Below are 11,792 nucleotides of genomic sequence, written 5' to 3' on the forward strand. Positions count from 1 at the left end.
GCACGGGGCACTTGCCCGCGTGGCGGATCGGCGGTACTACCCTCCTGATCACGCGATCCGGGGGAGGGGAAGCATGGCCGATCCGCTCACGCTGTCGGTGCTCGGCGCCGCGGCGCTGACCGAGGGCGTCAAGTTCCTGTACGGGCAGGCGACGGAGCTGCTCAAGCGGCGTCGTGAGCGCCGGGACGAGGCCATCGAGGTGAGCCCGGGGGCGGTGCCGGAGCTGGAGGGCGGCCTGCGGTTGCCGCTGCGCGCGGACGACGCGGTGCTGGAGCGGGTGGAGCCGGACCTGCGCGAGCTGCGCCGCAGGCTCCAGGACTACGCCGACGGGGTGGAGGCGGTGGCGTCCGGGGACCGGGAGCTGCTGGAGTCCGCGGACGCGGTGCGCCGGTTGCTGGAGGCGGTCTACGGGCAGCGCATCACGTTCCGCGGCGAGCGGCGCGAGACCTCCGGTCCGGTGGTCGAGGGCGAGATCGACGTGGAGAGCGTCGCGGGGTACGCGGCGGCGGTGCGGGCGCGGGCGGTGACCGGCGGCGCGACCGTGCGGGCGGCGGTGCGGGTCACCGAGGTCGGCGAGAACGCCGAGGTGATCGGCGTGGACGTGGATCGGATCGGCGGGTGACCGACCCGGCGTTACCGGCGCTGACCGCGGCGGAGCTGCTGTTCGAGGACGTGGTCGACGAGCACCTGGCCCGGGGGCTGGTCGAGCGGACCTGGCTGCTGGACCGGATCGAGGGGCACTTCGCCGACCCCGGCTGCCGGTTCGTGCTGCTGCTGGGCGGTCCGGGCACGGGCAAGAGCACGGTGATGGCGTGGCTGGCCCGCCGGTACGGCGTGTCGCCGCGGTACTTCCTGAACCGGCTGGACGGCGGGCCGCTGGCCAGTGGTGACGCGAAGTCGTTGCTGCTGCGGCTGGGCAACCAGCTCGCCGCGCTGCGGCCGCGGGTGATGGGCGCCGACGTCGACGTGCGGGTCGAGCAGTCGTTCGGCGAGGTGCACGGGCGGGCCGTCGGCGCGCGGGTCGACGTGTGGCGGGTGTCGCCGTTCCGGCACACGGCGCTGCGGGTCGCCCAGCGGGCGGACGTCGTGGCCGGGGACGTCGTCGGCGTCGAGGTCGGGCTGGTGGTGTCGGAGACCCGGTCCCTGCCGGTGCCCGACCTGCAGGAGTTCGCGTTGCTGGAACCGGCCCGGCGGCTGGCCCAGGACGAGCCGGACGCGCTGGTGGTGGTGCTGGTCGACGCGTTGGACGAGCTGCGGTTCCGGGCGACGGGCGCGGAGGGCGCCGACGTGCTGGACTGGCTGGCGGAGGCTCCGGAGCTGCCCGCGAACGTGCGGGTGGTGGCGTCCGCGCGGCCCGACGACCGCCTGCTGGAGCGGTTCCGGCGCGGCCAGGGCGACCGGGTGCGCGAGGTGGCGATCGAGGCCGCGGCCGAGGACGTCCGGCGCGACCTGGTGCAGCTGGCCCGCGGCCTGCTGACCGACCCGCCGGTGGCCCGGCTGCCGGTGGTGCGCGCGAGCGGCGTGGCCTGGCTGGCCCGGCGCATCGCGGCGCAGGCCGACGGGAACTTCCTGTACCTGGCGTTGTGGGGCGCGGCGCTGCGGGACGCGGCCGAGGCCGGTGACGCGGCGCGGGTGGCCGCGTTGGCGGACTTCGCGGTGCTGCCCGCGGGGCTGGAGGGGTTCTACGGGTACTTCCTCACGCTGGTGCTGCGCACGGTGGAGAAGCGGGAGGCGCCGGCCGGGCTGCGGTTCTGGGACGAGGTGTGCCGGCCGCTGCTGGACGTGCTGGCGGTGGCCCGCGCCCCGCTGCCGCGCGCGGCGCTGCTCGACCTGGCCCGGTTGGCGGGCCGCAAGCGGGAGGCCGCGCGGGCGCTGGACCACCTCGGGCAGCTGCTGACCCGCGACGACGCCGGGCTGCGGCTGTGCCACCTGAGCTTCGCCGAGTTCCTGATCTCGGCGGAAGATCATCCGATGGTGGATCATTGGCACGTGGACGCCGACGAGAACCACTACCTGATCGCCGAGCGGCTGATCGACCGCTGGGGCGCCGACTGGGCCGCCTGCGACGACGACTACGCCCTCGACCACACCGTGGCGCACCTGGTCTCGGGCATCCGGCTCGCCGGGTCGCCGGAGCTGCGGGCCGACTGCGCCCGGGCGCTGACCGCGCTGCTGGCCGCGCCGGACCACGGCCTCGCCAAGGCGCGGCGGCGCGGCCTGGACGCGGTGCTGGCCGACTACGTGGACGCCTGGGCGGCGCTGGAGGGCGGGTCGACGCCGGCGGGGTCCGCGATCGCCGGCGGGTTGAGCGGCGTGGTCTCCCGCCTGGTGGACGAGGGCGTGCCGGACCTGGCGGGCACGCTGCACGCGGTGCTGGGGTACCGGCCGGCGGCGGCCGGGCTGAACCGCGAGGTCCTGACCCGGTTGACCGACCCCGAGTACCTCGCCGACGCGGTGGCCGACGAGCAGCGCCGGTCCGTCGCCCTGCTGGAGTTCTCGCACGGCCAGGCGACCAGGCTGCGCCGCACCGGGCGACCCGCGGACCTGGAGGAGGCGCGGCGGCTGCTGGTCGAGGCGGTGGCGGCGGTGGAGGACCTCGACCGGGTCACCTCGACGCGGCAGCGGGCCGTCCTGTGCTACGAGCTGGGGTACCTGGAGTTCCTGCACGGCGAGCCGGCGCGGGCGGCGGAGTGGTTCACCCGCTCGGTGGACGCGGCGGAGGAGGCGGGCGACCGGGTCGGCGCGGCCTTCACGCGGCTCGTCGCGATGCGCGTGGGGCTGCTGGGCGGCACGGTCGCGCCCGAGGAGTACCGCGCCGCGCACGAGGAGGCGCTGGCGCTGTTCACCGGCGGTGAGGTCACCAGCCCGCACCTGACGCGGTGGACCACCTCGGCGCACGCGCAACTGCTGGACCTGGCCCTGTTCACCGAGGACCGGGACGAGGTCGCCGAACGGCTCGCCACGCTGGCCGAGGACCAGTGGTACGCCGACAGCGGCCGGCCCGAGCTGCTGGACCGGTACCGGGCCCGCGCGGCCGCGGTGACGGGGGACTGGGAGACCGCGGCGGAGCTGTTCGGGCGGCTGCCCGCCGACGAGCTGGGCGACCCGCCCGCGCACCGCGAGGAGCTGGCGCGCGACCTGTTCTACTACGGCCGCGCGCTGGCGGCCCTCGGCGACGAGGACGGCGCGCGGCGGGTGTGGGAGCTGGCGCTGCGCTGCCCGGACAACGCGGCGAACTGGCCGTGGAAGCCCCGGGTGCGGGAGGTGCTGCGCGGGCTGGGTTGACCGGGCCGTCCGGGGGCACCCCGCCGCCATGAACTCGCTGTTCTTCGTCGGCAACGCGACCACGGTGCTGCGGCTGGGTCCGTTCACCCTCTTGACCGACCCGAACTTCCTGCACCGCGGCCAGTGGACCCACATCGGCCAGGGGGTGCTGGCCAAGCGGGTCAAGGACCCGGCCGTCGGGATCGGCGACCTGCCGCCGTTGGACGCCGTGGTGCTGTCGCACTTCCACGGCGACCACTTCGACCGGATCGCCGCCCGCGAGCTGGACCGCGACCTGCCGATCCTGACCACCCCGCACGCCGCGCGGCGGCTGGAGCGGCGCGGGTTCCGGGAACCCGTGGCGCTGTCGACGTGGGCCGACCTGAGCCTGCGCAAGGACGACGCGAGCCTCACCGTCACGGCGCTGCCCGGCCGGCACGCGCGGGGCGGGCTGGCCCGGTTGCTGCCGCCGGTCATGGGCAGCATGGTGGAGTACCGGGCCACGCCCACCGCCACGCCGCTGCGGCTCTACCTCAGCGGTGACACGCTCGTGCACGACGACCTGCGCGAGATCCGCGAGCGCTACCCGTCCATCGACGTCGCCGTGCTGCACCTGGGCGGCACGAAGGTGCTCGGCGTGCTGCTGACGATGGACGGGGAGCAGGGCGTCGACCTGCTGGAGCTGCTGCGGCCCCGGCAGGCCGTGCCGGTGCACTTCGACGACTACAGCGTGATGAAGTCGCCGCTGTCGGACTTCGTCGCCGAGGTGGAGCGGCGCAAGCCGCCGGTCACCGTGACGTGCGTGGACCGCGGCTCGACGTTCACCCTGCCGGGGTGAGCGTCACCCCGCGATCGTGCGAACCAGCAGGAACACGTTCAGCGCCGAGATGGTCGCGACGCCCGCCGCGCCGAACAGCGTGGTGGCCCGCCGGTTGACCGCCTCGCCCATGACGTCGCGCCGCCGGCCGAGCAGCAGCAGCGGCACCAGGGCGAACGGGATGCCGAACGACAGCACCACCTGGCTGAGCACCAGCGCCCGGGTCGGGTCCACGCCCAGCGCGAGCACGGCCAGCGCCGGCGCCATGGTGAGCAGCCGGCGCAGGGCCAGCGGGATGCGGCGGCGCAGGAACCCCTCCATCACGACCTGCCCGGAGTAGGTGCCGACGCTGGACGCGGCCAGCCCCGAGGCCAGCAGCGCGAGCGCGAACGCCAGCGCCGCGCCGGGGCCGAGCACGTCGCCCAGCCCGGTGTGCATGTCCTCCAGCGACTCCCGCGCCGAGCCCCCGCCGTGGAACGCGCCCGCCGCCACGACGAGCATGGCGGCGTTGACCACCCCGGCGACGCCGAGGGCGAGCACGATGTCGGCGCGGCTGGCCCGCAGCGTGCGCCGCCGCGCCACCGGGTCGGTGGTGTGGTGGTGCTGGGTCAGCGCGGAGTGCAGGTAGATGACGTGCGGCATCACGGTCGCGCCCAGCATGCCGGTGGCCAGCAGCACGCTGTCCGCGCCCGCGAAGCCGGGCACGAGCCCGGCCGCCGCGCCCGTCGGCGGACCCAGCCGCAACGCCTGGTAGAGGAACCCGCCGAGCACCACCGCGAGCAGCCCGACGATCACCGACTCGAACCGGCGGCGGCGCAGCGGGGCCAGCGCCAGCACCGCGGCCGACACCACGGCGGTGATCACCGCGGCGGGCAGCAGCGGCACCCCGAACAGCAGGTTGAGCGCCACCGCCGCGCCGACGAACTCGGCCAGGTCGGTCGCCATCGCGACCAGCTCGGCCTGCGCCCACAGCAGCGCGGTCACCGGTCGCGGGTAGTGCTCGCGGCACAGCTCGGGCAGGTTGCGCCCGGTGACCACGCCGAGCTTGGCCGACTGGTACTGGATGAACATCGCCAACGCGCTCGCGCCCACGATCACCCACAGCAACAGGTAACCGTGCGTCGCGCCGCCCGCCATGTTGGTGGCGAAGTTGCCCGGGTCCACGTACGCGACCGCGACCACGAACGCGGGACCCATGACCACGGCGGCCGAGCGCAGTCGCGCCACCACCGGGGTGCTCGAGGAGATTCCGACCATTCCACCGTGCCTTCCGGGTGTGCCGTGGCGGCCGCCCACGTTCGGGCGACCGCCACGCGGGTGGTCAGGTCAGCTTGCGGATCGCCCGCTCGATCAGGCCGAGGTTGGCCGGGCTGGTCGCGTACAGCAGGGGGTCCGGCGTGGGCGCGGACGCCTTGTCGCCCAGCGGCACCGGGTCCATGACGTAGGAGAACTCGTGCGAGCCGTCGGGTGCGGTCCCGGTCGCCCAGCGGCCCTCGGGCCCGGACGTGCCGTCGGAGTTGTGCCAGATCGTGCCCGCGTGCTCCTGGTGCTCCTCCTCGAACAGCGCGCTCGGGCTGATCGGGCCCTCCAGCCCGTCCTCCTGCAACTCCTCGATCGCGGCCAGCCACATGTTCTGGTGGGCGGTGTCTCGGGCGAGGTTGAACTTGAGCATGTCGCGCACGCCCGGGTCGTCGGTCATGTTGTACAACCGCGCGGTTTGCAACCGGCCCTGCGCCTCGGCGGCCACGTTGGCCCGGAAGTCGGCCATGAGGTTGCCGCTGGCCACGATGTACCGGCCGTTCCACGGCACCCCGTTGGCGTCGGACAGCGTGGGCCCGCCGCCGCTGACGATGGCCTGCTGCACGTCCATGCCGCCGACGACGGCCGCGATCACCGGGTCCTCGACCGCCTTGGCCGCCACCTCCGACGGCGCGCCCTCCAGCAGCCGGGCCACCATCGTGGCCAGCATCTCCACGTGGCCGATCTCCTCGGTGGCCACGTCCATGATCAGGTCCTTGTACTTGCCCTCCATGCGGCAGTTCCACCCCTGGAACAGGTACTGCATGGTCACGGTCATCTCGCCGTACGCGCCGCCGATCAGCTCCTGGAGCTTGCGCGCGAACAGCGCGTCGGGCTGTGCGGGCTTTGCCTCGAACTGCAACCTGCTGGTGTGCAGGAACATGACGCCTCCTCGGTCGACTGATGACGTCGACGCTAGGAACGCCGCATGACCGGTGCGGCGCGGACGTGGCACAGCGGCGTCACCGCACCGTCACCGCCGCCGGTAGGCGGGCCGAGAAAAAACCCCGACGGGTGGTGTGCCCGCCCGATTCGAGGGCACCCGTGCGATCTGGATGCCGTGAAGCCGATGGGTGTGCCCCGATGTCAGTGACCAGCGCTCGACCAGAGCTCCGACCCTCCATCCGACTGCTCGACGGCTTCGCCCTGGCGTGCGACCACGTGGAGGTGCACGTCATCCCGGTCGCCCGCAGGCTGCTGGCCCTGCTCGCCCTGCGTGACGCGCCGGTCAGCCGCGCGGTCGTGGCCGCGCAGCTGTGGCCCGACACGACCGCCCGCCGGGCCGCGGCGAGCCTGCGCTCCACGCTGTGGCGGCTCGCCACGCCCGCCGGGCCGCTGGTGAGCACCACCGACGACGCGCTGGCCCTGGTGCCGCACGTCGAGGTGGACTTCCACCGCGCGTGCCGGCTCGCCGCCACCGTCGCCGCGCCCGACCACGTGCCCGAACCGCAGGCCGTGGCCCTGCTCAAGGCCGACCTGCTGCCGGGGTGGGACCAGACGTGGCTGGTCGCCGAGCGGGACTGGTGGCACCAGGCGCGGCTGCGGGCGCTGGAGGCGCTCAGCGCCCGCTTCCGGTCCACCGGCGACCGGCACCGCGCGCACCAGGCGGCGCTGGCGGCCGTGCAGACCGACCCGTTGCGGGAGAGCGCGCACCGCACGCTCGTCGAGCTGCACCTGGCCGACGGCAACCCCGCCCAGGCCGTGCGGCAGTACACCAGCTACCGGGTGCGGTTGCGCACCGAGCTGGGCATGGAGCCGTCGGCGGAGATCCGCCGCCTGGTCGGGCCGCTGCTGGGCGGGGCCCGGTGAACGGCGGCGCCCTGGGCGCGGTCCTGCTGTGGACGGGGCTGGTGTGGCTGCTCGGCCTCGGCGTGTTCACGGTGGCGTGCCGGGTGTCGGCGGCCGAGCCGCGCGCGTGGCGCGACGCCCGCCGGATCGCGGCCTGGCAGCGGCTGAGCCCCCACGTGCTCGCGGGCTGCTCGCTGCTGGCGGCGGTCGGCGGGGCGCTGCTGGTCGCGTACCCGTGACGAACGGTTTTCACGTTGTCGGGATGACCCGCCGGGTCGCGGGTACCCCGCGGCCTTCGCGGACGAGAGGTGGAGCGATGAACGCAGCCCTGAAAGTCGTGGCCGTCACGGGGGTGGGCGCGGCCGTCGCGGTCGGCCGGCGGGTGACGGCCCGCCGGCGCGAACTGCGGCGCGACCGGTCCGACCACTGGCTCGCGGTCACCGTGGACCGGCCGCTGGAGGACGTGGCCGGGCTGGAGCCGCTGCCCGGACCCCTGGGTGAGCTGGGCGAGCGGGCGCAGGTGCGCCTGCGCGCCGCTCCCGGGGACCGGGGGACCGAGCTGCTGGCCGTGCCCGAGGACGGCGTGTCCAGGGAGGACCTGCGGGTGGCGTTGCGGAAGACGAAGTCGCTGCTGGAGACCGGCACGGTGATCCGACCGGACACGCCGTCCACCACGCACCCCGGGCCCGCGGGCAAGGTGCTGCGCGCGGTGATCGGCAAGGCGGCGGGGGAGGGGCGGCTGTGAGGGCGTTGTGCTGGGAGGGCGTCAACGACGTGCGGGTGCGGCAGGTGCCCGACCCGGGGATCCTCAACGACGGCGACCTGATCCTCCAGGTGCGGTACAGCACCGCGTGCGGCTCGGACCTGCACCTGCTCACCGGGCACATCCCGTTCATGCAGGCCGGTGACGTGATCGGGCACGAGTTCATGGGCGAGGTCGTCGAGGTCGGCCCGGGGGTGACCCGCCACAAGCCCGGCGACCGGGTCGTCGTGGCGTCGTTCATCGGCTGCGGGCACTGCTACTACTGCCGCAACGACCTGTGGTCGCTGTGCGACAACACCAACACCAACCCCGGCATCACGCAGGCGCTCTGGGGCGCGGACCCGGGCGGCATCTTCGGCTACTCGCACGCCATGGGCGGCTTCAAGGGCAGCCACGCCGAGTACGTGCGCGTGCCGTTCGCCGACCACAACGCGATCCCGGTCCCCGAGGGCGTGGACGACCTGAGCGCGGTGTTCGCCTCCGACTCCGTGCCCACCGGCTGGATGGGCGCGGACCTGGGCGGCGTGCGGCCCGGCGACGTCGTGGCGGTGTGGGGCAGCGGCGCGGTGGGCCAGATGGCCGCCCGCTCGGCCCAGCTGCTCGGCGCGGAACGGGTGGTGGTCATCGACCGCTTCGACTACCGGCTGCGGCAGGCCGAGGGCGTGTTCGGCCTGGAGACGCTGAACTACCAGCACGTCGACATCGGTGCGGCGCTGCGCGAGATGACCGGCGGCCGCGGCCCGGACGTGTGCATCGAGGCGGTGGGCTGCGAGGCGCACAGCTACGGCCCCCAGTACGCCTACGACCAGGTCAAGAGCAAGTTGAAGCTGGAGACCGACCGGCCGATCGCGGTGCGGGAGGCGATCCACAACTGCCGCAAGGGCGGCAGCGTCTTCGTGCTCGGCGTGTTCAGCGGCCTGGTCGACAAGTTCCCGCTCGGCGCGGTGATGAACAAGGGCCTCACCCTGCGCGGCGCGCAGCAGCACGGGCAGCGCTACATCCCCATGCTGCTCGACCGGCTGGCGTCGGGCGAGCTGACCACCACCCACCTGGCCACGCACGTCCTGCCGCTGGAGGAGGGCGCGCGCGGCTACCAGCTGTTCAAGGACAAGGAGGACGACTGCGTGCGCGCGGTCTTCCGCCCCTGACCGGCCCTGCGGTGTATCCGGCCCGTTGCCCCGAAGCTCCTAGTACGTAGAGCCATGCGGAGCAACGGGGCGGTGAGGGCCGATGAGGTGGCCGACTACCGGAGGGTGTTTCACGATCCTGGCCTGCGCGGTGCTGGCGGGGTGCGCCACGACACCGCAGGGACCACCGACCACGCCGGCCGGCGGCAGCCTGCCGGCGGAGTCGGGGGCGGCGCGCGACACCGCGACCGCGGAGCCGGGGGCGACGACGTCCCCGGCTCCCGGCGGCGTCCCGGCGACGGCGGAGCGCACGACCCGGGACCTGCCCGGCGTGCCCGGCAGCCCGGTCACCTACGACGTCACGAATTTCGAGGGCCACTTCCCGGACGAGGTGGAAGCGAAGATCACGGAACAACTGCGCCCGAAGCTGCCGCCGCGGTGCCGCGACACCCTGTGCGGGATCACGTTCGACGTCGAGTCGCAGGACGGGGGGAATTGCGTCACGCACGCCGCTCCGCCCACCGTGCACCCCGGCGAGAAGATCACCATCTTCCTGGGCCAGACCTGCCCGCCGTCGAGCGGACAGGTGACCGCGACGACCACCGAGCCGGCGGTCGAGACCACGACCACGACGACCGCCCGGACGACCACCCGGACGACCGGCACCACGGGCAGCGGGCGGTGACCACCGTCGTCACCCGGCGGGGCGCGGTCGCGGCGCCGACGCCGGCCGACCCGGCCGAGTCGCGCACCGGGCCCGCGCGGGCGTTGCGGATCGTGGCGGCCGTGGTCGCCAACACGACCCTGCTGACGTCCCTGCTGTACTTCTTCGGCCTGGTGGCCACGCAGGTCTTCTTCGCCCACTTCCGGGTGCACTACACGCTGCTCAGCCAGACCCCGGACGAGGTGCTGGCGCGGGGTGCCGACGGGTTGTTCCTGCCGCTGGCGCGGGTCTCGATCGCGGTCCTGGTCGTCACGTTCCTCGCCCGGTACCTGCGCACCCGGCTGTCCGCGCGGAGGTGGGCGGCGTTGCTGCGGGTCGGCGCGCCGGTGGCCGCCGTGGCCGGCCTGGTGCTGCTCGCGGTGACGGTGCCGGTCACCGCGGACCCCGGGACGATGCGCGGCTACCCGGGCCTGCCGGGCCTGGGCTTCTCCACCGGCGTGGTGCTGCTGGCGTTCGCGTGGCGGTGGTGGAGCGTCACCGCCGGTCGTGAGCGGCGCGGGGCGAGGTTCGGCGCCGTCGAGGCGGTGGCGGCGTTCCTGCTGGTCGGCATCGGCCTGTTCTGGTCGGTGGGCGACTACTCCAGCGCGGTCGGCACGCGGCGCGGGTACGAGGTGGAGGCGCGCGTGCCCGACATGCCCGCCGTCGTGCTCTACAGCGGGCAGGGCCTGAACCTGTCGGGCGCGGGCGTGCGCCAGGTGGCGTGCGGCGGACCCGACACCGCCTACAAGTACCGCTACGACGGGTTGAAGCTGCTGCTGCAGTCCGGCGGCCAGTACGTGTTCCTGCCCGCGACGTGGCGCTCGTCGGCCGGCACGGCGTTCGTCGTGCCCCGCACCGACTCGCTGCGGCTGGAGTTCGGGCCACCGGGCAGCAGCCCGCCGCCGACCTGCTGACCCGACCCGCTCACCGGCTGGAGGCGCGCACCACCAGCTTCGTCGGCAGGAACGCGGGCGCGGGCTTCACCCCGCCGTGCACCATGGTGAGCACGGCGCGTGCCGCGGCCACCCCGATCCCGGCCTTGTCCTGCGCCAGCGTGGTCAACGGCGGGTCCACCAGGGCCGCCAGCTCGATGTCGTCGAACCCCACCACGGCCAGCTCGTCCGGCACCCGCAGCCCCGCGTGCCGCGCGGCCAGCAACGCGCCGACCGCCATCTCGTCGCTCGCGCAGAACACCGCCGTCGGCGGCTGCGGCAACGAGATCAGCGACCGCATCGCCGCCTGGCCGCTGGGCCGGTAGTAGTCGCCCTCCACCACGTACTCCGGCGGCACGGGCAGGCCCGCCTCGGCCATCGCGGCCCGGAAGCCCTCCAGCCGGTCCACCGCGGGGCGGTTGGCGCGCGGCCCGGTGACCGTGGCGATCCGGCGGTGCCCGGCCTCGACCAGGTGCCGCACCGCCATCGCCGCGCCACCCGCGTTGTCCGAGGTCACGTAGGTGGCCCGCGGTCCGTCGACGTCCACGTCCACCGCCACGCACGGCAGCCCGGACTGGGCGAACGCGGCGAACGCGGGGGCGTCCGAACCGCTGTCGATGAGCACCAGCCCGCCGAGGTGGTGCCGCCGGGTCATGTTCACGTAGGCGACCGGGTCCGCCAGCGACGCGCCGACCGCCCGCAACGCCGCCGAGCCGCTCGTGGCCAGCATCAGCAGGTGGTAGCCGTGGGCGCTCAGCGCCGACTTCAACCCGATCAGCAGCTCCTGCAGGTAGGGGTGCCGCCAGCCGGGCCTGCGGTGGTCGGTGTCCCACACCAGGCCGATCAGCCCCGACCGCTTGGTGGCCAACGCGCGCGCCGACTCGTTGGGCCGGTAGTCCAGCTCGCGGGCCACCCGCTCGACCACTTCGCGCTTTTCCCTGCTGACCGTCAGCGGCTGGTTGAAAACGCGTGAAACGGTCGCCACGGACACCCCGCACAGCTGGGCGATCTCACGGATCGTGGTCATCTCCCGCCCTTTCTTTGTAACCGGTTACAGCCGCCCGGCCAGTAGCCCTTGACCAGGGTTGACACGGTACCA

12 protein-coding genes are annotated in these 11,792 nt (G+C 74.3%); 9 read left to right on the plus strand and 3 right to left on the minus strand.

The features are described from left to right. Nucleotides 1–73: 73 nt before the first annotated feature. The 3 genes from ACIGNX_RS09955 to ACIGNX_RS09965 are packed head-to-tail and all read left to right on the plus strand — an operon-like array spanning nucleotide 74 to nucleotide 4,102. The gene (locus tag ACIGNX_RS09955) at nucleotides 74–622 is read left to right on the plus strand and encodes a hypothetical protein (protein WP_396538276.1); all 549 of its coding nucleotides are present in this window, start codon (nucleotides 74–76) and stop codon (nucleotides 620–622) included. Next, a complete protein-coding gene (locus ACIGNX_RS09960) occupies nucleotides 619–3,285 on the plus strand; it encodes a hypothetical protein (protein ID WP_396538278.1) in 2,667 nt (888 codons plus the stop codon). Before ACIGNX_RS09955 ends, ACIGNX_RS09960 begins: the two co-directional genes overlap by 4 nt. 28 nt (nucleotides 3,286–3,313) lie before the next feature. Beyond that, nucleotides 3,314–4,102, plus strand: a complete 789-nt coding sequence (locus ACIGNX_RS09965) for an MBL fold metallo-hydrolase (RefSeq protein WP_396538280.1) — start codon at nucleotides 3,314–3,316, stop codon at nucleotides 4,100–4,102. A 3-nt stretch (nucleotides 4,103–4,105) separates the two neighbouring features. Here ACIGNX_RS09965 and ACIGNX_RS09970 read toward each other — a convergent pair whose 3' ends face one another. After that, on the minus strand, nucleotides 4,106–5,338 hold the full coding sequence (locus ACIGNX_RS09970) for an Nramp family divalent metal transporter (protein WP_396538282.1): 1,233 nt from the start codon (nucleotides 5,336–5,338) through the stop codon (nucleotides 4,106–4,108). 64 nt (nucleotides 5,339–5,402) lie between these two features. Then, entirely contained in the window at nucleotides 5,403–6,263 is an 861-nt protein-coding gene (locus ACIGNX_RS09975) for a manganese catalase family protein (RefSeq protein WP_396538284.1), read from the minus strand. 200 nt (nucleotides 6,264–6,463) lie between these two features. Here ACIGNX_RS09975 and ACIGNX_RS09980 point away from each other — a divergent pair, with 200 nt between their 5' ends. The 6 genes from ACIGNX_RS09980 (at nucleotide 6,464) to ACIGNX_RS10005 (ending at nucleotide 10,675) form a co-directional block, all read left to right on the plus strand. Then, nucleotides 6,464–7,189, plus strand: coding sequence for a BTAD domain-containing putative transcriptional regulator (locus ACIGNX_RS09980; protein ID WP_396538286.1), 726 nt, complete (start codon nucleotides 6,464–6,466; stop codon nucleotides 7,187–7,189). Then, on the plus strand, nucleotides 7,186–7,407 hold the full coding sequence (locus ACIGNX_RS09985; protein ID WP_396538288.1) for a hypothetical protein: 222 nt from the start codon (nucleotides 7,186–7,188) through the stop codon (nucleotides 7,405–7,407). The genes ACIGNX_RS09980 and ACIGNX_RS09985 overlap by 4 nt, the downstream gene beginning before the upstream one ends. Before the next feature lie 77 nt (nucleotides 7,408–7,484). Continuing rightward, nucleotides 7,485–7,913: a hypothetical protein gene (locus ACIGNX_RS09990; protein ID WP_396538290.1), complete on the plus strand. Its 429-nt coding sequence runs from the start codon at nucleotides 7,485–7,487 to the stop codon at nucleotides 7,911–7,913. Beyond that, nucleotides 7,910–9,079 (plus strand): zinc-dependent alcohol dehydrogenase, encoded by a 1,170-nt coding sequence (locus tag ACIGNX_RS09995; RefSeq protein ID WP_396538292.1) that lies wholly within the window; start codon nucleotides 7,910–7,912, stop codon nucleotides 9,077–9,079. The genes ACIGNX_RS09990 and ACIGNX_RS09995 overlap by 4 nt, the downstream gene beginning before the upstream one ends. An 82-nt stretch (nucleotides 9,080–9,161) precedes the next feature. Beyond that, nucleotides 9,162–9,743 (plus strand): hypothetical protein, encoded by a 582-nt coding sequence (locus ACIGNX_RS10000; RefSeq protein ID WP_396538294.1) that lies wholly within the window; start codon nucleotides 9,162–9,164, stop codon nucleotides 9,741–9,743. Beyond that, nucleotides 9,740–10,675 (plus strand): hypothetical protein, encoded by a 936-nt coding sequence (locus tag ACIGNX_RS10005; protein WP_396538296.1) that lies wholly within the window; start codon nucleotides 9,740–9,742, stop codon nucleotides 10,673–10,675. The genes ACIGNX_RS10000 and ACIGNX_RS10005 overlap by 4 nt, the downstream gene beginning before the upstream one ends. A 10-nt stretch (nucleotides 10,676–10,685) precedes the next feature. Here ACIGNX_RS10005 and ACIGNX_RS10010 read toward each other — a convergent pair whose 3' ends face one another. Next, on the minus strand, nucleotides 10,686–11,720 hold the full coding sequence (locus tag ACIGNX_RS10010; RefSeq protein WP_396538298.1) for a LacI family DNA-binding transcriptional regulator: 1,035 nt from the start codon (nucleotides 11,718–11,720) through the stop codon (nucleotides 10,686–10,688). Nucleotides 11,721–11,792: the final 72 nt, after the last annotated feature.

It is taken from the genome of Actinosynnema sp. NPDC053489 (assembly GCF_044544865.1).
Lineage (GTDB): Bacteria > Actinomycetota > Actinomycetes > Mycobacteriales > Pseudonocardiaceae > Actinosynnema.